22 protein-coding genes and 2 tRNA genes are annotated in these 21,253 nt (G+C 71.2%); 4 read left to right on the forward strand and 20 right to left on the reverse strand.

Annotation, left to right across the window (positions count from 1 at the left end; genetic code table 11):
* Nucleotides 1-13 precede the first annotated feature (13 nt).
* Nucleotides 14-1,009 carry a thiamine-phosphate kinase gene (thiL, locus tag EDF48_RS10630; RefSeq protein WP_131879841.1) on the reverse strand — a complete coding sequence of 332 codons (996 nt, stop codon included), beginning with the start codon at nucleotides 1,007-1,009 and terminating at the stop codon, nucleotides 14-16.
* Between the two features lie 24 nt (nucleotides 1,010-1,033).
* Between thiL and EDF48_RS10635 the strand changes: the two genes are divergently transcribed.
* Nucleotides 1,034-1,519, forward strand: coding sequence for a DUF3515 family protein (locus EDF48_RS10635; RefSeq protein ID WP_131879843.1), 486 nt, complete (start codon nucleotides 1,034-1,036; stop codon nucleotides 1,517-1,519).
* A gap of 30 nt (nucleotides 1,520-1,549) precedes the next feature.
* Here EDF48_RS10635 and EDF48_RS10640 read toward each other — a convergent pair whose 3' ends face one another.
* The 6 genes from EDF48_RS10640 to leuC form a co-directional block, all read right to left on the reverse strand.
* Complete coding sequence (locus EDF48_RS10640; protein WP_279432384.1) at nucleotides 1,550-2,659, reverse strand: D-alanine--D-alanine ligase family protein; 1,110 nt, start codon at nucleotides 2,657-2,659, stop codon at nucleotides 1,550-1,552.
* A gap of 32 nt (nucleotides 2,660-2,691) precedes the next feature.
* Nucleotides 2,692-3,705, reverse strand: a complete 1,014-nt coding sequence (locus EDF48_RS10645; protein ID WP_111086095.1) for an NAD(P)H-dependent glycerol-3-phosphate dehydrogenase — start codon at nucleotides 3,703-3,705, stop codon at nucleotides 2,692-2,694.
* Nucleotides 3,706-3,784: 79 nt separating this feature from the next.
* Nucleotides 3,785-4,558: a lysophospholipid acyltransferase family protein gene (locus EDF48_RS10650; protein ID WP_131879845.1), complete on the reverse strand. Its 774-nt coding sequence runs from the start codon at nucleotides 4,556-4,558 to the stop codon at nucleotides 3,785-3,787.
* Nucleotides 4,559-4,656: 98 nt separating this feature from the next.
* Complete coding sequence (gene murA / locus EDF48_RS10655; protein ID WP_111086050.1) at nucleotides 4,657-6,024, reverse strand: UDP-N-acetylglucosamine 1-carboxyvinyltransferase; 1,368 nt, start codon at nucleotides 6,022-6,024, stop codon at nucleotides 4,657-4,659.
* Nucleotides 6,024-6,620, reverse strand: a complete 597-nt coding sequence (leuD, locus tag EDF48_RS10660) for a 3-isopropylmalate dehydratase small subunit (RefSeq protein WP_111086049.1) — start codon at nucleotides 6,618-6,620, stop codon at nucleotides 6,024-6,026. The genes murA and leuD overlap by 1 nt, the downstream gene beginning before the upstream one ends.
* Nucleotides 6,620-8,059: a 3-isopropylmalate dehydratase large subunit gene (leuC, locus tag EDF48_RS10665; protein ID WP_131879847.1), complete on the reverse strand. Its 1,440-nt coding sequence runs from the start codon at nucleotides 8,057-8,059 to the stop codon at nucleotides 6,620-6,622. The genes leuD and leuC overlap by 1 nt, the downstream gene beginning before the upstream one ends.
* A gap of 167 nt (nucleotides 8,060-8,226) precedes the next feature.
* Here leuC and EDF48_RS10670 point away from each other — a divergent pair, with 167 nt between their 5' ends.
* A complete protein-coding gene (locus tag EDF48_RS10670; protein WP_131879849.1) occupies nucleotides 8,227-9,294 on the forward strand; it encodes an FUSC family protein in 1,068 nt (355 codons plus the stop codon).
* Between the two features lie 115 nt (nucleotides 9,295-9,409).
* On the opposite strand, the gene EDF48_RS10675 is transcribed toward EDF48_RS10670, so the two are convergent.
* The 12 genes from EDF48_RS10675 to EDF48_RS10730 all read right to left on the reverse strand — a co-directional run bounded on the left by EDF48_RS10675 (nucleotide 9,410) and on the right by EDF48_RS10730 (nucleotide 17,675).
* Nucleotides 9,410-10,015 (reverse strand): histidine phosphatase family protein, encoded by a 606-nt coding sequence (locus EDF48_RS10675; RefSeq protein WP_123937670.1) that lies wholly within the window; start codon nucleotides 10,013-10,015, stop codon nucleotides 9,410-9,412.
* The gene (crcB, locus tag EDF48_RS10680; RefSeq protein WP_131879851.1) at nucleotides 10,012-10,401 is read right to left on the reverse strand and encodes a fluoride efflux transporter CrcB; all 390 of its coding nucleotides are present in this window, start codon (nucleotides 10,399-10,401) and stop codon (nucleotides 10,012-10,014) included. The genes EDF48_RS10675 and crcB overlap by 4 nt, the downstream gene beginning before the upstream one ends.
* Nucleotides 10,398-10,841: a CrcB family protein gene (locus EDF48_RS10685; protein ID WP_131879853.1), complete on the reverse strand. Its 444-nt coding sequence runs from the start codon at nucleotides 10,839-10,841 to the stop codon at nucleotides 10,398-10,400. Before EDF48_RS10685 ends, crcB begins: the two co-directional genes overlap by 4 nt.
* A 136-nt stretch (nucleotides 10,842-10,977) precedes the next feature.
* Nucleotides 10,978-11,385 carry a RidA family protein gene (locus EDF48_RS10690; protein WP_131879855.1) on the reverse strand — a complete coding sequence of 136 codons (408 nt, stop codon included), beginning with the start codon at nucleotides 11,383-11,385 and terminating at the stop codon, nucleotides 10,978-10,980.
* Nucleotides 11,386-11,452: 67 nt separating this feature from the next.
* A tRNA-Glu gene (locus tag EDF48_RS10695) sits at nucleotides 11,453-11,528 on the reverse strand.
* A 33-nt stretch (nucleotides 11,529-11,561) separates the two neighbouring features.
* Nucleotides 11,562-11,637, reverse strand: a tRNA-Glu gene (locus tag EDF48_RS10700).
* A 422-nt stretch (nucleotides 11,638-12,059) separates the two neighbouring features.
* Entirely contained in the window at nucleotides 12,060-12,695 is a 636-nt protein-coding gene (locus EDF48_RS10705; RefSeq protein WP_131879857.1) for an MBL fold metallo-hydrolase, read from the reverse strand.
* Between the two features lie 126 nt (nucleotides 12,696-12,821).
* The gene (locus tag EDF48_RS10710; protein ID WP_123937665.1) at nucleotides 12,822-13,856 is read right to left on the reverse strand and encodes a LacI family DNA-binding transcriptional regulator; all 1,035 of its coding nucleotides are present in this window, start codon (nucleotides 13,854-13,856) and stop codon (nucleotides 12,822-12,824) included.
* 21 nt (nucleotides 13,857-13,877) lie between these two features.
* Nucleotides 13,878-14,348 carry a hypothetical protein gene (locus EDF48_RS19305; protein WP_207913251.1) on the reverse strand — a complete coding sequence of 157 codons (471 nt, stop codon included), beginning with the start codon at nucleotides 14,346-14,348 and terminating at the stop codon, nucleotides 13,878-13,880.
* A 5-nt stretch (nucleotides 14,349-14,353) separates the two neighbouring features.
* Entirely contained in the window at nucleotides 14,354-15,265 is a 912-nt protein-coding gene (locus EDF48_RS10720; RefSeq protein ID WP_194673456.1) for a carbohydrate ABC transporter permease, read from the reverse strand.
* On the reverse strand, nucleotides 15,262-16,239 hold the full coding sequence (locus EDF48_RS10725; protein ID WP_131879923.1) for a sugar ABC transporter permease: 978 nt from the start codon (nucleotides 16,237-16,239) through the stop codon (nucleotides 15,262-15,264). The genes EDF48_RS10720 and EDF48_RS10725 overlap by 4 nt, the downstream gene beginning before the upstream one ends.
* Before the next feature lie 152 nt (nucleotides 16,240-16,391).
* Nucleotides 16,392-17,675, reverse strand: coding sequence for an ABC transporter substrate-binding protein (locus EDF48_RS10730; protein WP_123937663.1), 1,284 nt, complete (start codon nucleotides 17,673-17,675; stop codon nucleotides 16,392-16,394).
* Between the two features lie 295 nt (nucleotides 17,676-17,970).
* Between EDF48_RS10730 and EDF48_RS10735 the strand changes: the two genes are divergently transcribed.
* Nucleotides 17,971-19,290 carry a glycosyltransferase gene (locus EDF48_RS10735; RefSeq protein WP_131879859.1) on the forward strand — a complete coding sequence of 440 codons (1,320 nt, stop codon included), beginning with the start codon at nucleotides 17,971-17,973 and terminating at the stop codon, nucleotides 19,288-19,290.
* A 161-nt stretch (nucleotides 19,291-19,451) separates the two neighbouring features.
* On the opposite strand, the gene EDF48_RS10740 is transcribed toward EDF48_RS10735, so the two are convergent.
* Nucleotides 19,452-20,744 carry a glycosyltransferase family 2 protein gene (locus EDF48_RS10740; RefSeq protein ID WP_131879861.1) on the reverse strand — a complete coding sequence of 431 codons (1,293 nt, stop codon included), beginning with the start codon at nucleotides 20,742-20,744 and terminating at the stop codon, nucleotides 19,452-19,454.
* A gap of 182 nt (nucleotides 20,745-20,926) precedes the next feature.
* Between EDF48_RS10740 and EDF48_RS19110 the strand changes: the two genes are divergently transcribed.
* Nucleotides 20,927-21,151, forward strand: a complete 225-nt coding sequence (locus EDF48_RS19110) for a hypothetical protein (protein WP_133937168.1) — start codon at nucleotides 20,927-20,929, stop codon at nucleotides 21,149-21,151.
* Nucleotides 21,152-21,253 lie beyond the last annotated feature (102 nt).

Raw genomic sequence — 21,253 nt, forward strand, 5'->3', positions numbered from 1 at the left:
TGGGCCGGGTGGGTCAGCCGGCGGCGCCGTCCCAGTCGGCGTAGGGGTCCCAGCCGGTCGTCGGCACCGGGGCTCCGGCGCGCAGCAGGTCCGCGTCGCCGCGGTCGCGCACGACGCCGATGCGGCGGAAGCCACCCGGCAGCAGGGCCTCGGCGGGGAAGGTCGCGAGCAGGCCGTGGTCCTCACCGCCGTGCAGCGCGACCTCGTCGAGCGGGGCGTCGGCATCGAGGTCGAGCGTCATCCGGCTCGCACGGGCCAGCCGTCCGGCGTCGATCGCCAGGCCGTCGGACAGGTCGAGCATCGCCGTCGCCCCGGCCGCAGCAGCGAGGGGCCCGTCGCTGATCGGGGGCACGGGTCGGCGCTGGCGGTCGACGTCGGGATCGGCGTCCGCACCGCTCGCCACCGTCGCTGCACGGTCCGGCTCGCCCTGCGCGTCCACGCCGTCACGGAAGAGCCGTGCGAGCCCGCGGGCAGCGCGACCGAGTTCGCCGGAGACCGCCACGACGTCCCCCGCACGAGCCCCTGACCGGAGCACCGGGGCGCGACCACCGAGGTCGCCGAACGCCGTCACCGCCACCGTGAAGGTCGCCGAGGTGGAGAGGTCGCCGCCGACCACACCGCATCCGGGCGCGAGGGCGTCGACGGCGAGGCGGAACCCGTCCGCGATGCCCTCGAGCACCGCCACGGGGGTGTCCTGCGGTGCGGCGAGGGCGATGACGAGGCCACTCGGCACCGCGCCCATCGCGGCGACGTCCGACAGGTTCGTCGCGGCGGCCTTCCAGCCGACGTCCTCGGGCGAGGACCACGCCCACCGGAAGTCCGGGCCGTGCACCATCATGTCCGTCGTCACGACGAACCGGCCGTCGGGGGCGGCGACGACGGCGCAGTCGTCCCCGGGCCCCACGAGCGGCGACCCCGTCGGCAGCCGGCTCGTGATCCGGTCGAGGACGACCAACTCACCGAGCTCCCCCACGGTCGGTCCGGCCCAGGCGTCGTACGTCGCGTCCACACGAGAACGGTAGCCTGGACCGCGATGGACACCGCGCGCCGCACCCCTCGCACCCTCGCGATCGCGGGGGTCGTGATCGCCCTCGCGGCAGGGCTGACCGGGTGCACCAACTCCGTCGGCATGAGCGCGGCACCCTCCGCGAACACGGCGGCGTGCGCGGCCGCACAGGTGCGGTTGCCCGCGACCGTCGACTCGACGTACGACCTGCGGAACACCAACGCACAGTCCACCGCGGCCTGGGGCGACCCGGAGGCCGCGCTCTACCACTGCGGCGTGGCCGTGCCGACCGTGTCCGACCTGCCGTGCTTCACGCTCGGGTCGGTCGACTGGATCCGCGACGACCGCGGCAAGCAGATCGTCTACACGACGTTCGGACGGTCCCCCGCGGTGCAGGTCGTCGTCGACACGTCGAAGACCGGCAGCGCGGTGCTGCAGGACATCGCGACGGCGGTGTCGACGCTGCCGGAGGACGGGCACAAGTGCCTGGACCCCTCCGACGTGCAGGGCTGACGCGGGCCGTCCCCGTCGCCCCGCCCAGCGTCACCGGACGGCGGCGCGCCCCAGCTCGATGAGCTCGGTGACCAACTCGCCGTAGGACACACCCGACGCCGCCCAGCAGCGCGGGTACATCGACAGCGGGGTGAACCCGGGCATCGTGTTGACCTCGTTCACGACGAAGCCGTCGTCGGTCAGGAAGCAGTCGACGCGGGCGAGCCCGGAACCACCGATGGCCTCGAACGCACGGGCACCGATCGACCGGATCTCGTCGGTCTGCGCCTCGGTGAGCGGCGCCGGGCACAGCAGCGACTCGTCGCCACCGAGGTACTTCGACGCGAAGTCGTAGAAGCCGTCCTCGGCCACGACGATCTCGCCGGGCAGGCTCGTGCGCGGCGCACCGTCACGGCCCTCGAGCACGGCGACCTCGACCTCGCGGCCGACGACCCGCGGTTCGACGATCACCTTGGAGTCGTGCTCGAACGCCAGGTCCATCGCGGCGCCGAGCTCGTCGGGGCCGTCGACGCGCGAGACGCCCATGCTCGACCCGGCGCGTGCCGGCTTCACGAACAGCGGCCAGCCGTGCGCCGCGATCGTCTCGGCGACGTCGACCGGGTCGGCCGCCCACTCGCGGCGGAGCACGGTCGTCCAGGGAGCGACCCGCAGACCGGCGTGCTCGAGGACGGCCTTCGCGACGTGCTTGTCCATCGCCAGGGCGCTGGCGAGCACGCCGTCACCGACGTACGGCAGACCGGCGATCTCGAGCAGGCCCTGGATCGTGCCGTCCTCGCCGAACGGACCGTGCAGGATCGGGAACACCACGTCGACGGCGACGGTCGTGACCGAGCCGTCCGGGTGCGAGACGACGAGTTCGTTCGTCGCCGGCGACGTCGGGAACGCCACGCGCGTGCCGTTGTCGGGCACGGTCGGCAGGGAGCCGTCGCGGATCGCCCACTGCGAGGGGTCGTCGGACTGCAGCGTGAACGCGCCGTCCTTCGTGATGCCGATCGGGACGATCTGGTACTCGGTGCGGTCGACGACGTCCATGATGCCGCCGGCGGTCACGCAGCTGATCTCGTGCTCGCTCGAGCGCCCGCCGAACAGGACGGCGACGGTGGTCGTGGGAACGTCGGTTCCCTCGGGGATCGTGGGCACGGGAGTCCCTTCGTGACTCGGTGCGGGACCGGTCACTCGCCCTGGGGCTCGTCGGTCTCGGTGAGGTGCGGCGCGATGTTGCGCGGATCGAGCCTACCGGCGAGGACCTCGCCGACCTGGCTGACGATGGGCATGTCGACGCCGTTCGCGGCGGCGAGCTCGAGGATCGGTGCGACGGACGCCAGGCCCTCGGCGGTCTGGTTCATCTGCCGCACGACCTCGTCGAACCGGTACCCCTGCCCGAGCAGGCGCCCCGCGGTGTTGTTCCGGGACAACGGCGACTGGCAGGTGGCGATGAGGTCACCGAGGCCCGCGAGGCCCGACAGGGTCGACGGCTGCGCGCCGAGGGACACCGCGAACTCGGTCATCTCGGCGAGCCCGCGCGTGATGATCGACGCCTTGGTGTTCTCGCCGTAGCCGACGCCGTCGACGATGCCGATCGCCACGGCGATGAGGTTCTTCAGCACGCCGCCGAACTCGGTGCCGATGACGTCGGTGTTGATGAACGACCGGAAGTACGGGTTCGTCGCGACCGCGGCGACAGCGGTCGCGGTCTCCACGCTCGACGAGGACACCACGGCGGCGGTCGGCTGCCGGCGGGCGATCTCGAGCGCCAGGTTCGGTCCGCTCGCGACGGCGATGCGGTCCTGGTCGATGCCGAGCCCCTGGAGCAGGACCTCGCTCATCCGCAGGCCGGTGCTCTTCTCGACGCCCTTCATCAGGCTGACGACGGGGACACCGGCGGGCAGGAGCTCGCGGATCGCGTCGAGGTTCGACCGCAGGGTCTGCGACGGCACCGACACGTACACCTGGGTGGCGCCGTCGAGCACCTGCTCGAGCGACGTCGACGCCGTGAGGGTGCGGGGCAGGTTGATGCCGGGCAGGTAGTCGGAGTTCCGCTTCGTCTCGGTGATCTCGCGGGCGACCTCGGGACGCCGGGCCCACACGACCGTGGAGGCACCGCCCTCGGCGAGCACCTTCGCGAACGTGGTGCCCCAGCTGCCGGCACCGATGACCGCCACGCGGGGCTTGTCGGTCGACTGCATCACCACCCGGATCGCGGCGGTGTCGAAGGCACCCGGCGCTGCTGCGACGGGGTCGGGACGATCGTCGTGCGGGCGGAGGTCACTCAAACCGGCCGGTCTCCTTCTGGTTGTTCGCCGCCGGGTCCCAGCGGGTCTTCGGGGCCTGCTCGCCACGGAGCTGCTCGAGCAGCTCCGTGATGCGCTGCATGAGCAGCTCGGTGGCCTCGGTCAGCATCTGCTGGTCGATCGGCCGGCCACGGTAGGCGGACAGGTCGACGGAGTCGCCGACGATGACGTCCACGCGCGACCGCGGGAACAGGCGGAGCTTGTTGGAATAGCGCGCCATGATGCCCTGCGTGCCCCAGTGGGCCATCGGGATCAGCGGCACGTCGTTCTCGAGTGCGATGCGGACGGCACCGGTCTTGCCGCGCATCGGCCACAGGTCGGGGTCGCGGGTGAGCGTGCCCTCGGGGTAGACGATGATCGCCCCACCCTGCTCGATGAGCGACCGCCCGCCGCCGAGCGGGTCGCTCAACCGGGTACGACCGGAGCGCTCGACCGGGATCTGCCCCATGCCGGACATGAGCTTGCCGAAGACGGGCACCTTGAACAGCGAGGCCTTGGCCAGGAACCGCGGGGCCCGCCGACTGATGTAGACGGCGGTGCCGACGACCAGCGGGTCGATGTTCGTGAAGTGGTTCGGGGCGAGCACGAAGGCACCGTCCGCCGGCAGGCGGTTCGGGCCGTACCAGTGGTAGTTCGACGAGAACCGGAACGTCGGGATGACGACCGACGCCACGATGCGGAACGCGGGGTTGAGCTCCCCACGCTTCCAACGCCGTCCACGCACCGGCAGGCCGGTCGCGACCTGCACGGCGGACGCACCACGGGCCTCCCGGCCATCGCCCTGGCCCGACGGGCCGTCACCCGGACGCGACGGACCGTCACCCGGCTGCGGAACCGACACCGCGACTAACCCGCGAAGTCGAAGTCGGCGCCCAGCTTCCGCAGCTTCGGGATGAAGTGCTCGTAGCCGCGGCTGATGATGCCGACGTTGGTGATGTGGGACTCGCCGTCGGCGGTCAGGGCCGCGATGAGGTGGCTGAAGCCACCGCGGAGGTCGGGAACCCGGACGTTCGCCGCGTGCAGCGTCGTCGGACCGGTGATGACCGCGGCCTGCTCGAACGGACGGCGGGCGACACGGCGGTCGTGCCCGGGCAGCCCCTCCTTGTGGACGACGATGTCGGCGCCCATCTCGTTCAGCGCGTCGGTGAAGCCGAAGCGGTTCTCGTACACGGTCTCGTGCACGATGCTCTGCCCCTCGGCCTGGGTCAGCGCCACGACGAGCGGCTGCTGCCAGTCGGTCATGAAGCCGGGGTGCACGTCGGTCTCGATGACGACGGGCTTGAGGGTGTCGCGCTCGCGGTAGAACCGGATGCCGTCCTCTTGCACGTCGAAGCCGCCGCCGACCTTGCGGAAGACGTTGAGGAACGTCATGAGCTCCTGCTGGTTCGCCCCCTCGACGAAGATGTCGCCATCGGTGGCGAGCGCGGCGGAGGCCCAGCTGGCGGCCTCGTTGCGGTCGTTGATCGCACGGTGCGTGTAGCCGCGCAGCGACTCGACGCCCTCGATGAAGATCACGCGGTTCGGCTCGACGGACACGATCGCGCCCATCTTCTGCAGGATCGCGATGAGGTCCATGATCTCGGGCTCGATCGCCGCGTTGCGCAGCTCCGTGACGCCGGTCGCCAGCACGGACGACAACAGGACCTGCTCGGTCGCGCCGACGCTCGGGTACGGCAGCTCGATGGACGCGCCCTTCAGCCCGTCCGGGGCCGTCAGGTGGATGCCGTTGACCTGCTTGTCGACGACGGCACCCATGGCGCGGAGCGCGTCGAGGTGGAAGTCGATCGGGCGGTCGCCGATGCGGCAGCCGCCGAGGTCGGGGATGAACGCCTCGCCGAGCTTGTGCAGCAGCGGGCCGCAGAACAGGATCGGGATGCGGCTCGAGCCGGCGTGGGCGTCGATCTCGGCGAAGTGCGCCGACTCGACGTTGGCCGGGTCGAGGATGAGCTCGCCTCGTGCAGGATCGGTGATGCGCACGCCGTGCACCTCGAGCAGCCCACGGACGACCTTGACGTCGGAGATGTCCGGGACGTCCTTGAGGATCGACGGGGTGTCACCGAGCAGCGACGCCACCATGGCCTTGGTCGCGAGGTTCTTCGCCCCGCGGACCTCGATGCGCCCCACGAGCGGCTTGCCCCCGCGGATGACGATCTCGTCCGACTTGAGGCCCACGCGCGCCCCTGCGGCCGCTGCGTCCTGTACGAGAGAGTTCACTACTTCACCGGCAATGTCTTCGGCCGCCAACTGGAGCGGCGGGATTCGAACTCCGTGATCGAGGTCTCGTCACGGAGGGTGAGCCCGATGTCGTCGAGCCCTTCCATCAACCGCCAACGAGTGTAAGCGTCGATCTCGAAGGGGACGTCCACATCCCCGAGCGACACGCGCTGCGCCACCAGGTCCACGGTCGCCGACACACCCGGGTTCCGCTCGATCTCGGCCCAGAGCCGCTCGACTTCCGATTCGGTCACGATCGCGGTGACCAGTCCCTGCTTGCCCGCGTTGCCCTTGAAGATGTCGGCGAACCGGGGCGAGATGACGACCGCGAAGCCGAAGTCACGCAGTGCCCAGACCGCGTGCTCGCGGGACGAGCCGGTGCCGAAGTCCGGACCGGCCACCAGGACCTTCGCGCCCTGGTACTCGGGCTGGTTCAGCACGAAGTCGGGGTCCTGGCGCCAGCCGGAGAACAGGGCGTCCTCGAAGCCGGTCTTCGTGACGCGCTTGAGGTAGACCGCGGGGATGATCTGGTCGGTGTCGACGTTCGACCGCTTGAGCGGGGCGGCGATGCCGGTGACGGTGGTGATCTTGTCCATCAGACTGCCCCTTCCAGGACGGTGTTCGCTTCGGAGTTCTCCAGGTCCCACGGGCTGGACAGCGTGCCGCGGATCGCGGTGGCGGCGGCGACGAGCGGCGACACCAGGTGGGTGCGCCCGCCCTTGCCCTGGCGCCCCTCGAAGTTGCGGTTCGACGTGCTCGCGCAGCGCTCCCCCGGTGCGAGCTGGTCGGGGTTCATGCCGAGGCACATCGAGCACCCGGCGAACCGCCACTCGGCGCCGAACTCCTTGATCACGACGTCGAGCCCCTCGGCCTCGGCCTCGAGCCGCACCCGGGCGGACCCCGGCACGACCATGACCCGGACGCCGTCGGCCTTCTTGCGGCCCTGGATGATCGACGCGAAGGCCCGCAGGTCCTCGATGCGCGAGTTCGTGCACGAGCCCATGAAGACCGCGTCGACGGCGATGTCCTTCATCGGGGTGCCGGCGGCGATGTCCATGTAGTCGAGGGCCCGCTGCGCAGCGGCCTGGTCGTTCGGGTCTTCGAAGTCGAGAGGCGAAGGCACGTTCTCCGACAGCGAGACGCCCTGGCCGGGGTTGGTGCCCCAGGTGACGAAGGGCTCGAGGTCGTCGGCGTCGATGAAGACCTCGGCGTCGAACACTGCGTCGTCGTCGGTCGCCAGGGTGTCCCAGTACGCGACGGCGTCGTCCCAGTCGGAACCGGTCGGGGCGTGGTCGCGGCCATGCACGTAGTCGTAGGTGATCTGGTCGGGGGCGACCATGCCGGCGCGGGCTCCGGCCTCGATCGACATGTTGCAGATCGTCATCCGGCCCTCCATCGAGAGCGCACGGATCGCGGAACCGCGGTACTCGAGCACGTAGCCCTGTCCGCCGCCGGTGCCGATCTTCGCGATGACCGCCAGGATGATGTCCTTCGCGGTCACGCCCGGACGCAGCGTGCCCTCGACCGTGATCGCCATCGTCTTGAAGGGCTTCAGCGGCAGGGTCTGCGTCGCCAGCACGTGCTCGACCTCGGAGGTGCCGATGCCGAACGCCATCGCGCCGAACGCCCCGTGGGTGCTGGTGTGCGAGTCGCCGCAGACGACGGTGATGCCGGGCATCGTCAGGCCGAGCTGCGGGCCGACGACGTGCACGATCCCCTGCTCCTTGTCGCCGAGGGAGTGCAGGCGGACCCCGAACTCCTCGCAGTTGCGGCGCAGGGTCTCGATCTGGATCCGGCTCGTCGGGTCCGCGATGGGGCGGTCGATGGCGAGCGTCGGGGTGTTGTGGTCCTCGGTCGCGATCGTCAGGTCCAGCCGGCGCACCGGGCGACCGGCCTGGCGCAGACCGTCGAACGCCTGCGGGCTCGTGACCTCGTGCACGAGGTGGAGGTCGATGTAGAGGAGGTCCGGGTTCCCGTCCTCACCCTTGACCACGACGTGGTCGTCCCACACCTTCTCGGCGAGCGTCCTACCCATGAGCTCGACTCCCTCGTTCTCGTCGTTGCGCCGCGACCGCGGCACGATCAGGCGACTCTACCATTGGTATACCAACGCGGCGTCGCGTTCTCCACGCGGTGCGGCGGTCGACCGGGAGGCCCGTGGCGACTCGACGACACCCGTCGCGGTGGGAAGATGGTCGGGACATGACGACACCTGCGCACTCGACCCGGACGATCAACCTCGAGGGCGCGGCACGCGCAGCGATCGCGGGCGGTGCACCACTGGCGCTGCTCATCGCCCTCGGGATGCCGGGCTACGCCGCGTTCGCGATGTTCGCCGGATTCACCGCGATCTTCGGGGCGACCGAGCCGTACCGGCAGCGCGCCGTCACCACGGGCGTCGCGGGTGCGCTGCAGACCCTGTGCATGTTCGCGGGCATCGGTGTCGCCCTGCTCGGCTCCCCGCTCTGGCTGCAGGCGACCGGACTCGTCGTCGTGCTCGTCGTCGCGGTCTGCACCCTGTCGACCCTGCGGACGATCCCCGCGCAGCCGATCTTCCCCGTGTTCGCGTTCGTGGTCTCCGCCCTCGTGCCGCTCAGGCCCGCGGACGTCCCGCTCGTCGCGACGATCATCGTCTGCTCGGTCGTCTGGGCGTGGCTCGTCGCGATGTCCGGGTTCGTCATCCGGCACGTGTGGCACCCGCGCGCCCCGCACCGGTTCCGGCCGCTGGCGCCGCTCAAGGAGCGCGGCTTCGGCATCCTCCGCACGGCCGCGCTGTGGGAGACCGTGGCGCTCAACGTCGTGGGGTCGCTCGTCGCCGGCGGGGTGGCGTCGACCATCCCCTGGCTCGGGCACCCGTACTGGGCCGTCATCGCGGTGGTTTCGACCCTGCCCGCGCTCCGCCAGCGGCACACCGTGATCCGGGCGTTCCAGCGCTTCATCGGCACGATCGGCGGCACCGTGATCGCCGTCGGGATCCTGCTGCTCGAGCCGTCGGCGTGGTGGATCGTCGTCATCGCCGTCGTGGGGCAGTTCTTCGCGGAGATCTTCGTCGCCCGGAACTACGCCGTCTGCCTGCTGTTCCTGACGCCGCTCGCCCTCGCAGTGTCGTGGCTGAGCCTGCCCGAGGCCCCGGAGCTCCTCGCGCTCGACCGGGTCGCGCAGACCACCCTCGGTGCGCTCGTCAGCGTCGGGCTGTTGTTCGTGGGGCGCGCGATCGAGCGGCGGCGCGGGCGAGCCCTGGGTGCCACGAGCGCGATCCGTACGGTCTGAGTACCTGGTCGTTCCGGGCATACCTGGTCGTTCCGGGCACACCTGGTCGTTTCTTCTGACCAGGTGTGCCCGATTCCACCGACCATCGCGCGCGTTCGGGGAGGGAACGGGCGCGTCAGTCGCGGGGCTGGATGTTCCAGGCGTCGATGACCGGGCGGCCGTGCTCGTACCCGAGGACGCTGACCGATGCGGTACCGAGCTTCAGTACGGCACCGTCCTGCGGCGCGAGCCGGATCCACGCGGCGCCGAGGGCACGCAGCACGTGGCCGTGCGCGACGAACACAGCGTCCTGGCCCTCGGCGAGCACCGGACGAGCGCGGTTCAGGATGCGCTCGACACGGACCCGGACTTCGGCGGCGTTCTCACCGGGGGTGTCGCCGGCGGGCACTCCGTCGGTCCAGAGGTCCCACGGCCCGTGGCGCAGCACCTTGATCTGCGGGGTGGTGAGCCCTTCGTACGCGCCGTAGTCCCACTCGTACAGGTCCTCGTCGAGCTCCGGGTCGACGCCGATCAGGTGCGCGGTGTCGCGGGCACGCTGCAGCGGACTCGACAGGGCCAACGCGAACGAGCGGTCGGCCAGGTACCGGCCGGCGCGCTTCGCCTGCTCGACACCGTTGTCCGTCAGTGGGATGTCGGTGCGGCCGGTGTGCTGCCCGCTCTTCGACCACTCCGTCTCTCCGTGACGGACGAGGACGAGTTCGCCGGGGCGTTCCGAGGTCATGAGTTCCTTCCGATCCAGAGGCCGAGCGCAGCTGCGCCGACCGAGACGACGAGCATCCCGAGGCCGTGCAGGACGGCGAGCCGGGGCTTGCCGGATCGGAGGAGCTGGACGGTCTCGACGCTCGCCGTCGAGAACGTCGTGTACCCACCCATCATGCCCGTCCCGAGCACCGCGACCGCCGGGAGCGGGATCGTCCCGGCCTGACCGAGGCCGGTGAGCAGCCCGAGGACGAGCGATCCCGACACGTTGATGAGCACGGTCCCGAGCGGGAACCCGGCAGTCCGCGAGCGGGACGTGCGCGCCTTGACGAGTCCGTCGAGCAGGAACCGGAGCGCGGCTCCGACTCCCCCGCCGACGGCGACGAGCAGCAGTTCGAGCGGGTTCACGACGCGCCTCCGTCCGGGCCGGTCGGACGCGGCCGGAGCCGCCCGGCGATCAACACCCCGAGCACGACGGCGCCGAGCCCGAGGACGACGGACAGCAGCGCGTACCCGCTGCCCGCACCCCACCGGCCGACGTCGAGCAACTGCGCGGTGTCGTCGGCGAGCGTGCTGTACGTCGTGAAGCCGCCGAGCACGCCGGTGCCGACGAGCAGCCGCAGCGTGCGGCGGCCTCCGACGTCGGGGCCACGCAGCGCGAGCGCCTCGAGCAGGAGCCCGAGACAGAAGGCTCCGACGACGTTGATCGCGAGGATCACCCAGCTGATGCCGTCGTGGCCGGGGAACGCCTCGGCGAGCAGTGCGCGCATCGCGGTCCCGATCGCGCCGCCGAGTGCGACGAGGGCCAGGAAGCGCCAGCGGAGGTGCGGCGGTCGCGCATCGGTCATCGGTACTCCTATCGCCGAGCACGCCGGATCGTCTCCGCGCGTGCGGTGTTCTCGGGATAGGGACCGTTGGCGCTTCGTGCGCGGTTGGGTCCGGCAGGCCCCACTGCCGGGTCTGACGACCCGTCCAGCGTACTGCTCAGTCGGCGACGGCGGCGATCGCCTCGACCTCGACGAGCTGGTCGTCGTAGCCGAGGACGGTCACGCCGAGCAGCGTGCTCGGCACGTCGTGGTCTCCCATCGCGGCGCGGACGACGTCCCAGGCGGAGACGAGGTCCTGCTGCTCGGTCGTCGCGACGAGCACCCGCGTCTGGACGAGGTCGTCGACCCCCGCGCCGGCGGCTGCGAGCGCCGTCCGCAGGTTCGCGATGCACTGCGCGGCTTGCCCGGCCACATCACCGACGGCGACCGTCGCGCCGTGCTCGTCGAGCGGACACGCCCCCGCGAGGAACACGAGCCGTGTCCCGGCCGCCACGGTGGACGAGTAGGCGTACTCCGCGACGTCGCTGAGCGCTGCGGACCGGATGAGCTGGACGGCACTGGACACGGAAGCAGCCTGGCACACGACGACGAAACCCCCGGCGAGCCGGAGCTCATCGGGGGTTTCGTGGTGCTGGTGACCCCAGCGGGATTCGAACCCGCGTTACCGCCGTGAGAGGGCAGCGTACTAGGCCGCTATACGATGGGGCCGCGGCTGTTGTCGGACTCGGAGCATGTCACCTGTGGTGACCCCAGCGGGATTCGAACCCGCGTTACCGCCGTGAGAGGGCAGCGTACTAGGCCGCTATACGATGGGGCCGTTCCGACAACTCGACAAGTATTGCACAAGCCGCGCATCGCGCCAAAACGAGGCGTGTCGCCCGGGTGTGCCGCCATGCCGCGCCCGGCATACGGCGCTCGCTGCGCGTGCAGATTCCGACAGAACACCGGTTGAACGACGCGCGTTCTTTCGCAACATGCACACGCATCGGTTGCGTGCGCATCGAGCGACGAAACACCCGTCGAACGACGCGCGCTCTGTCGCAACATGCACACGCATCGGTCGCGCGGCCGTGGACGCGACCGCCCATCGGACGGGAGGCCCGTGGCGGGCCCGCCACGGGCCTCCCGTCCGACCGCGCGCACGTCCGGAGCCGCACTTCGTGAGCAGGAATGGTCGCGTCGGTCGGGCCCACCCGACCATTTCTTCTCACGAAGCGACCACGGCGCGGTCCCGCGCGGTCAGATCGTGAGCGACTCCCCCGGCCGCAGGATCTCGAGCACGCCGCTCAGCGCGAGCGCCTCGCGGAGCCGACCGGTGTGCATGCCGTAGCCGATGTCGGAGAGCGTGGCCTCGTGGATCGGGTAGGCCCGGGCCGGGGCGAGCGCGGCGACGTAGTCCATCATCTCGGCGACCTTGAGCCACGGGGCACCGACGGGTGCGGCGAGGACCTCGACGGGCACGCCCGGGTCGGTGTACGAGTCGCCGGGGTGGAAGAGCGTGCGGTTCACGAGCACGCCGGTGTTGTCGACGATCGGCACCGAGGAGTGGATGAGCTGGTGCCGCGTGCCGTGGAAGTCGAGCTCGAACGGGCCGACGGTGCGGTGGTCGCCGTCGGTGACTACCTCGACCGCGATGCCGGAGTCGGCGAGCGCCGCGCGGACGCCCTCGGGGCCGAACACCACGGCGTCGGGGTTGGCGGCGAGGATCCGGTGCAGCTGCTCGGGCGTGACGTGGTCGGGGTGTTCGTGGGTGACGACGACCGCGACGACCCCGGTCGCGTCGACGGGGCGGGTGAAGTCGCCCGGGTCGAGCACCAGGCGGGCATCGCCGTCCGACAGGATCTGGCAGGCGTGTTCGAGCTTCGTGACCTCCATGCGGGCGACGCTACCCGCGGCGGGCCGGGCGGGCTCGGGCGGGGGCCGACTCGGAACGACGTTCCTGTTGTCGTGCGACATCGGGATCGTCGTCCCGAGTCGATCCCGCCCACGCCCCACACACCCTCACCCCGGCGGCGGCCCCGTCGTCCCCCGCACCACCAGGTGCGCCGGCGCCGCGACGATCGTTCCGGCAGCGCCGCCGTCGACCTCGGCGAGCACGGCCCGCGCCGCTGCGCGCCCCTGCGCCTCCGGGTCCTGTGCCACGGTCGTCAGGCCCACGGTGGCGCCGTACTCGTGGCCGTCGATCCCGATCACGGAGACGTCCCCCGGCACCGACAGCCCGGCCTGCCCAGCGGCGAGGAGCACCCCGAGCGCCATCTCGTCCGAGGCGCACAACACGGCAGTCGGACGATCGGGCCCGGCGCCAGCACCGGCGCCGGCACCAGCGCGCCCGCCGAACAGCGCGTTCCCCGCCGCCAGCCCGCCGGCGAACGAGAACCGCCCGTCGAGCAGCCACCGGTCCGGCACCGCGTGTCCGGCGGCCCGCATCGCGTCGACGAACCCGTCCCGCCGCAGGTGCGGCACCGCCACGTTCATGCCGGCCTCGTCCTGCCCGCCGACGTAGGCGACCCGTCGGTGTCCGAGTCCGCACAGGTGGTCGACCGCGATCCGGGTGACGGCTCGGTCGTCGACCCCGATGTTCCGCAGGCCCGGTGCGGGTCCGCCGATGACGATCATCGGGTGCCGGGTGAGTTCGAGCTCGGCACGCTCGGTCGCGTCCAGCACCAGGGACAGCAGGACCAGAGCGTCCACACGGTGCCGCAGCATCGAACGCCGGAACGCCCGGTCGCGGTCGCCGCCCGGCCCGCCCAGGTTGTAGAGCACGAGGTCGTACCCGGCCCGCCGGAGTTCTGCGTCGACGCCGCCGAGCGCCTTGACGTAGAACCACCGGTCGATCACCGGGACGACGACGCCCACGGCGCGCTGCCGCCCGGTGGCGAGGCCGGCCGCCGCCGAGCTCGGGACGTACCCGAGTTCGTCGGCGACCCGTCGGACCTCGTCGATCGTGGTCTCCGCCACGTTCTCCATGCCGCGCAGCGCTCGCGACACCGTGGACTTGGACAGTCCCGTGACGGTCGCGATCTCCTGGATCCCCATCGATGCGACCCGGGAGGCCCGTCAGCCGTCCGTACCGTGTGTCACGCCCGCCGGACGGTCGGCTGCAGTGCCGGGGACTGCTTGCGCGACGGCCGCTGCGGTCCGGCGCGCCCGGTGCGGTGCACGACGACCCGCTGGTGCGAGCTCGTCCCACCCGCTGTGCTGGTGCACCCGCCCGTCCGCCGAGGGCCGTGGCTGACGACGGGTGTCGTCGCCGCGAGCGGTGCGGACGGGGGCGACGGCAGGAGCGGCACCGATGCCGTCGGTGGCCCCGTCGACGACCGCGTGGCGGCGGAGTACCCGCACCCGCCACCGGTCGAGCGCCACGACCCCGAGCACGCACACCAGCAGGGTGAGTGCCCAGCCGAGTGCCGGTCGACCGGTGACCTCGCAGAACACCGTGGCGCCGAGGAACAGGATGCCGAACATGCCGACGAAGCCGATCGCCTCTTCGATCCGGGCCGTGGGCCGGGTGGGTCCGCGCTGTGCCATGGTCGTCAACCCTTCACGCCACCGGCGGTGAGGCCGGCCACGATGCGTCGCTGGAAGATGAGGACCAGGATGACGAGCGGGATCGTGACGATCGTGCCCGCGGCCATGACCGCCGTGTACGGCTCCTGGTGCGGCTGCGACCCGGCGAACGAGGCGATCGCCACGGTCACCGGCTGCGTCGCGTCGCTCGAGAGCTGCGAGGAGATCAGGTACTCGTTCCAGCTGGAGATGAACGCCAGGATCGCCGTCGTGAACACCGCGGGGGCGGCGAGCGGCAGGATGATCCGCCGGAACGCCTGCACGCGGGTGCAGCCGTCGATGCGCGCTGCTTCCTCGAGGTCCCACGGCATCTCGCGGAAGAACGACGCGAGCGTGTAGACCGTCAGCGGCAGCACGAACGAGATGCTCGGCAGGATGAGCGCCTGGTAGGTCCCCATCCACCCGATGTCCGTGAAGAGCTGGAACAGCGGGGAGATGAGCGCGACCCCCGGGAACATCGACGCCGCCAGGATCGCGCCGGCGATGAGCGACTTGCCGCCGAACTCGAGGCGGGCGAGGGCGTACGCCGCCGTGGTGCCGACGAGCAGGGCGATGATCGTCACGACGCCGCCGATGAGCAGGCTGTTGGCGAGCGCCCGCCCGAGGTGGTTGCCGAGCGACGTGGAGAACGCCGTGGCGTAGTTGTCGAGCGTGACGTGCGTCGGCCACGGGGTGGCGTCGAACGTGAACCCGACGTCGCGGAAGCTCGTCACCACCATCCAGTAGAACGGCAGGAGGCACCACACGGCGATGACGATCGCCTGCACGGCCGTGCGGACGCGGGGGCCGGTGTCGCGGCGGACCCGGACTTCGGCGCGTGCGCTAGCACGTTCGCCGGGGACTGGCACTGACCGGGGTCGGTCTGCTGCGAGGGTCACTTGAGTTCACCCTTCTGCTGGGCGGCCTGCGTCTGCACGACGTTGGCGCCGAGGAACCGGACGAAGACGAACGCCACGATGAAGATCACCAGGAAGGTGATGGTCGACAGGGCCGACGCGGAGTTGAAGCCCTGCCGGATCTGTTCGACGACCAGGATCGACAGGGTCGTGGTGGCGTTGCCGGAACCACCGCCACCGCCGGTCAGGATCGCGGGCAGGTCGTACATGCGCAGCGCGTCGAGCACGCGGAACAGGATCGCGACCATCAGCGCGGGCTTGATGAGCGGCAGGGTGATGAGCACGAAGCGCTGGAACGTCGAGGCGCCGTCCATCTTGCCCGCCTCGTAGACCTCCTCCGGGATCAGCTGCAGCCCCGCCAGGATGAGCAGCGCCATGAACGGCGTGGTCTTCCAGGTGTCGGCGATGATGACCGCCCACCGGGACGCCCACTCGCCGCTCGTCCACAGGATCTGCTGCCCGAGGACGTGGTTCAGGACGCCGTTCGCGTCGAAGATGAAGTACCAGAGCTTCGCGGTGACGGCCGTCGGGATCGCCCACGGCACCAGGATCGCGGCACGGACGAGCGCGCGGCCCTTGAAGTTGCGGTTCATGATGATGGCCATCCACACGCCGATGGCCGTCTCGAACGCCACGGTGACGACCGTGAAGAAGAACGTGTTGCCCATCGACACCCAGAACTGGGAGCCGAGGCTGCCGGGCGGGCAGGTGACGTTGCCGCACTGCTGGCCGAGCCAGTGCGCGTAGTTCGTGATGCCGGCGAACCCGCCCTGCACGAACAGGCCGGTGGCCTTGTCGAGGCCCTGGTCGAGCTGGAACGACTGGATGATCGCGCTGATGACCGGGTAGCCGATGACGATCGCGAGGAGCAGGATCGTCGGGCCGATGAGGTACACGGCCCACCGGCCGTGCTCGGCGTTGAGTCCGCCCTTGCGCCGTTGGCGCTTCGGTTCCATGCCCGTCGGGTTGGGGATGGCTGCGGGGATCTCGGTTGCTGCTGACACGTGTCGGCCTCCTTGCCGGGGGTGTCGGAACGCAAGTATGGGGCGGACGGGAGGCCCGTGGCGGACCCGCCACGGGCCTCCCGTCCATCAAGCGGCGTGAGCCGCTAGCTGCTGGTCGCCGACTTGAGGGCGTCCTGCATGTCCTTCATGGCTTCGTCGACCGACTTCGATCCCTTGAGCGCCGCGTAGGTGTTGTCCTGGATCGCCTTCGTCACCGCCGGGTAGAACGGCGTGACCGGGCGCGGCTCCGCCGACTCGATCGACTTGAGCAGCGTCGGCAGGTACGGCAGCTTCGCCGTCAGCTCGGAGTCGGTGTAGAGGTCACCGACGACCGGGGCGAGCGACCCCTGCGTTGCGAAGAACTTCTGCGTGTCGTTCGAGATGAGGAACTCGAGGAAGTCGTGCGCCGTCGCCTTGTGCTTCGAGTACACGCTGATCGCGGCGTTGTGGCCGCCGAGCGTCGAGGCGCCGGTGCCGTCCGCACCCGGGATGGGCGCGATGCCGAACGTGTCCTTGACCTTGCTCGAACCGTCGGTCTTCGCCAGGTTGTAGACGTACGGCCAGTTGCGCAGGAACAGCAGCTTGCCGGCTTCGAACGCCGTGCGGCCCTGCTCCTCCTGGTACGTGATCGCCTCGGCCGGGATGTTCCCGTCCTTGAACGCGTCGACCAGGTTCTGCAGGCCGGCCTTGGCGTCCGAGGTGTCGACGTCCGGGTCCCCGCTCTTGCTGAGCACCGAACCACCGGAGCCGTTGATCGCCTCGGAGGCGTTCACCGTCAGGCCCTCGTACTTCGCGAACTGCCCGGCGTAGCAGCCGATGCCCTTGTCCTTCGCGATCTGGCAGTCGGCCATCATCTCCTTCCACGTGGTCGGAGGCGTCTTGACGAGGTCCTTGCGGTAGTAGAGCAGCGCGCCGTCCGAGGTCTGCGGGGCGGCGTAGAGGGTGTCGTTGTAGGTCGCGGTCTTCACCGTGGCCGGCAGCAGCTTCGAGGTGTCGATCTTCATGTCACCGGTCAGCGGCGTCAGCCAGCTCTTCGCGGCGAACTCGGCGGTCCAGACGACGTCGACGTCGACGACGTCGTAGTTCGCGTCCTTCGCCTGGAAGTGCTGCACGAGGTCGTCGTGCTGCTGGTCGGCCTGGTCGGACTGCTCCTTGAAGGTGACCTTCTCGTCGGGGTGGGCCTTGTTCCACTTCGCGATCAGCGGGCGGACGACGTTCGAGTTGTCCTTGCCCTGCACGTAGGTGATGGGTCCGCGGCTGTCCTGGCCGCTCTTGGCGTCGTCTGAACCGGCGCCGGAGCTCCCGCTCGAGCAGCCGGTGAGCACGAGGCCGATGACGGCGACCCCGGCAACGGATGCGAACCGCACCCTGGAGCGTGTTGTCTTCACAGCGTTGTCTCCTCATTGAGATCACCAGGGGGCATCGATCGGGTTCGACGACACTGCCCTGGAGCAGGCGCCGCTGCCTGCTGGTGGAGGAAGCTACGCCCGCCGCAGGGGTTCCGCAACCGGTTGCATCGGTTCCGTGACCTGAGCGTGACCTTGGAAGTCCCGGAGACTTCCTGGGTGAGCGCTCACCCTCGTTCGAGGGACCCCTGCGCGCCACTGCGGAACTCCGCATGAACACCGCCACCGGTGTCCCGCGCCGTTGTCCGCACCCACGGCCCCACGTAGCGTCCACGACATGGCCACCCTCCACCCCGCCGACACCGTGCCCGCACCGCGCCGTGTCATCGGCGTCGACCTCGACGCCCCGCTCCCCCGTCTCGTCGCCGACGAGACCGGCGAGTCCGCCATGGTGATCGGCTACCGCGGCGGCCACCCCACCGGCACCCTCGACGTACTGCTCACCGACGACCCCGCCGACGCGGCCCGCGCCCTCGAGGCGCTGCAGGAGACCGTCCTGGCCGACGTCCCCGCGGTGTCCGACGACGACCTGCCGACCATCTCGGTCGTCGTGTCCACGATCGTCGACCGCGTCGAGGACCTCGGCAAGCTGCTCGACGTCCTCGAGCACCTCGACTACCCGCGGCACGAGGTCATCCTCGTCGACAACCGCGTCCGCGTCCCCGCCGGCGACGCGCTGCCCGCGATGCTCGCCGGGCGGAACGTCCGCCTCGTCGAGGAACGCCGCCCCGGTCTGTCCGCCGGACGGAACGCCGGTGTCGCCGCCGCGACCGGCGACGTCATCGCCTTCACCGACGACGACGTCCGCGTCGACCCGCAGTGGCTCCGCGCCATCGGGTCCCGGTTCGTCAGCGAGCCCGACCTGGACGCCGTCACCGGCGTCATCCTGCCGAGCGAGCTCACCACCCCCGCCCAGATCTGGTACGAGGCGTACTACGGCGGGTTCAGCGCCGAGCGCACCTTCTCGCCCGTGACGATCGTCCCGGACGACGTGCAGGGCACCATGCGGCACGCCCGCGTCTCGGCGGTCACCCCGTCCGGCGAGGTCCTCAAGCACTTCGCCGTCTACGGCATCGGCGCGTACGGCGCCGGCGCGAACATGGCCTACCGTCGCACCCTGATCGAGGCCGTCGGCGGCTTCGACCACACCCTCGGCGCCGGCTCCCCCGCCCGTGGTGGCGAGGATCTGGCGATGTTCATCGAGACGCTGTGGCGCGGTGGGAAGATCGGCTTCGAGCCCCGCGCGGTCGTGCACCACCGGCACCGCCAGACCATCGAGGACCTGCACAAGCAGCTGCACGGCAACGGCGTCGGCTTCACCGCGCTGATGTTCGCGCTCGCCGCGAAGGACAAGCGGCACGTCGCCGTCCTCGCACGCCTGATGCCGCTCGCTGCGAAGGTCAAGTCGAAGCAGATGCTCTCCCGCCTGGCCGGACGCCGGGACGCCGCGACCGAGGTCACGAACGACGCCTCGACCACGCGCATCCCGAAGACCCTGGCGTACCACGAGCTGCGCGGGTTCCCCGCCGGCCCGGCCGCCTGGTTCCGCAGCCGACGCCGCTGGCGCGACGTCGAGGCCGGCCGCTTCCGGCCGTAGTCGCGCAGCGTGACGGACGGGAGGCCCGTGGCAGTGTCGCCACGGGCCTCCCGTCCGTTCTGCCGCGCACGCGGAACGCGACAGAGCACGCGTCGATCGACGCGTGCTCTGTCGCAAACCGGGTGCGGCGACTCCGCCCAGCCGCGCCCGGCGCCCGCGCCTCAGCGCGCGGTCAGCCGCCCGACCACGTACCGCCACGGCCCGCCCAGCGCGGCCGTCAGCTCGGCGCGCTTGAGCCCACGCGTCGCCTCGGTGAACTCGGCGTCGACGGGCCAGCCGCCGCTCGCGTCGACGGGGCGCTCGTCGGCACCCTGCCCGAGCGCACCGAGCCGGCGGAGCGCGCCGGCCGCACGCCGCAGCACCGCGAACGCCGTCGAGGGCCGCAGCACGAGCTTCGTCACCCAGGCGCCGAGCCCGGTGCCGTAGCCGATCGCCTGCGAGCGCAACGCGGCACGGTCCTTGCGGTGCTCGTGCCAGACGACGGCCGAGGGCTCCACGGCGAGCGCCCCACCGGCGAGCAGGACGCGCGTGAACAGGTCGGGGTCCTCACCGGCTCGGGCGCGGGTGCCGGGGCCGAGGGCGACGTCGAAGCCGCCGAGCTGGCGGACGGCGTCGCGGCGCACGGACATGTTCGCGCCGGTGCCGAACGCGCCGACGGTGAAGGGGAACAGGGGCTCGTCGACCGGCGGGGCGGACGTGCGGTACACCCGGCGCTCGAGGTTCCGCGCCCAGGTCACCCGCTCGTCGAAGAAGCGCTGCGTGGGGGTGCGGAGTTCGCCGCTGGGGACGAGTCCGGTGACGCACCAGACGTCGGCGTCGCGGTCGTAGGCGGCGGCGATGGCGGCCATCCAGTGGCGGTCGACGACGACGTCGTCGTCGATGAACGCGACGATGCCGCCGGTGGCCAGTGCGAGTCCGGCGTTGCGGGCCCGGGAGACTCCGGCACGTGCCTCGAGGACGTAGTGCACGCGCGGGTCGTCGATGGCGGCCACGACGTCGCGGGTACCGCTGGTGACAGGGGCGTTGTCGACGACGAACAGCTCGAAGTCGTCGTACGCGGAGTCGAGGACGGAGCGCACGGCGCGGGCGAGCGCCACGGGGCGCTCGCGGGTACCGATGACGACGGAGACGCGTGCGCCGTCCGCGGGGGCGTCGACCGGGAGGCCCGGGGCCGGCAACCGACGCAGGGCCGGTCCCAGCTCGGCCGGGTCCACCGCCCCGCGTTCGTCGACGCGCACGTCGACGAACCCAGCGACGTCGCGGCCGTCGCGCACCATGAGGCGGGCGCGGCGGAAGCCGCCGGCGCCGGCGAGGTGCACGGTGTCGGCGGCGAGCGCTGCGGACCGGTCGACGGCGCCGACCCAGGCAGCTCCGACCCAGGTGGGGGCGTCGGGCGAGGGCATCGCGGGGTCGAGCGTGAGGGCTCGTTCCGCGGTGGTGGTGTGGTCGGTCATGTTCGTCCCGTCGGGCCGGTCTGGTCGGGTGGACGTGGCAATGCTCCGCGCGCGTCGACAGGGGGTCAACCGCGATGCTCGGAGGATGCGGGGAGGCTGCGGTTTGCCGCCACTAGACTCGCGGGAGACGCCGGTCGACCCGCCGGTGCGACCCCGGTCCCCGCCGGACACGAGGAGGACGCATGCCGCTGGCCCGAACGATGGACCGGCTCGGCCTGACCAGGCGTCCACGCCCGACGTTGCACCTGGTTCCGGACCCCGAAGCGTCCGACCTCGTCGTGGTGCACCTCGATGCCGACGACGCCGCGTGCGGCACGTGCGGGCACGCCCAGGCGGCGCACGAGCACTACCGTCCGGGCACGGACTGCGCGCTCTGCGACTGCCCGAAGTTCCGCCGCGCCCGCTGACGAGATCCCCCTCGCGCGATCCCCCTCGCGACCCCCTCGATCGGGGGGCGCCTGCGGGAAACCGCCGTTCCCCCGCAGGTGGTCCCGACCTCCCTTGTCGGT

Source organism: Curtobacterium sp. PhB191 (genome assembly GCF_004346515.1).
In the GTDB taxonomy this organism is placed as follows: Bacteria; Actinomycetota; Actinomycetes; order Actinomycetales; family Microbacteriaceae; genus Curtobacterium.

Excerpts from the sequence above, each read along its gene's own strand:
- EDF48_RS10635 (WP_131879843.1), top strand. The coding sequence starts at position 1,034 with ATGGACACCGCGCGCCGCACCCCTCGCACCCTCGCGATCGCGGGGGTC.
- EDF48_RS10645 (WP_111086095.1), bottom strand. The coding sequence starts at position 3,705 with ATGCAGTCGACCGACAAGCCCCGCGTGGCGGTCATCGGTGCCGGCAGC.
- leuD (WP_111086049.1), bottom strand. The coding sequence starts at position 6,620 with ATGGACAAGATCACCACCGTCACCGGCATCGCCGCCCCGCTCAAGCGG.
- leuC (WP_131879847.1), bottom strand. The coding sequence starts at position 8,059 with ATGGGTAGGACGCTCGCCGAGAAGGTGTGGGACGACCACGTCGTGGTC.
- EDF48_RS10670 (WP_131879849.1), top strand. The coding sequence starts at position 8,227 with ATGACGACACCTGCGCACTCGACCCGGACGATCAACCTCGAGGGCGCG.
- EDF48_RS10675 (WP_123937670.1), bottom strand. The coding sequence starts at position 10,015 with ATGACCTCGGAACGCCCCGGCGAACTCGTCCTCGTCCGTCACGGAGAG.
- EDF48_RS10685 (WP_131879853.1), bottom strand. The coding sequence starts at position 10,841 with ATGACCGATGCGCGACCGCCGCACCTCCGCTGGCGCTTCCTGGCCCTC.
- EDF48_RS10705 (WP_131879857.1), bottom strand. The coding sequence starts at position 12,695 with ATGGAGGTCACGAAGCTCGAACACGCCTGCCAGATCCTGTCGGACGGC.
- EDF48_RS10710 (WP_123937665.1), bottom strand. The coding sequence starts at position 13,856 with ATGGGGATCCAGGAGATCGCGACCGTCACGGGACTGTCCAAGTCCACG.
- EDF48_RS19305 (WP_207913251.1), bottom strand. The coding sequence starts at position 14,348 with ATGGCACAGCGCGGACCCACCCGGCCCACGGCCCGGATCGAAGAGGCG.
- EDF48_RS10725 (WP_131879923.1), bottom strand. The coding sequence starts at position 16,239 with ATGGAACCGAAGCGCCAACGGCGCAAGGGCGGACTCAACGCCGAGCAC.
- EDF48_RS10735 (WP_131879859.1), top strand. The coding sequence starts at position 17,971 with ATGGCCACCCTCCACCCCGCCGACACCGTGCCCGCACCGCGCCGTGTC.
- EDF48_RS10740 (WP_131879861.1), bottom strand. The coding sequence starts at position 20,744 with ATGACCGACCACACCACCACCGCGGAACGAGCCCTCACGCTCGACCCC.
- EDF48_RS19110 (WP_133937168.1), top strand. The coding sequence starts at position 20,927 with ATGCCGCTGGCCCGAACGATGGACCGGCTCGGCCTGACCAGGCGTCCA.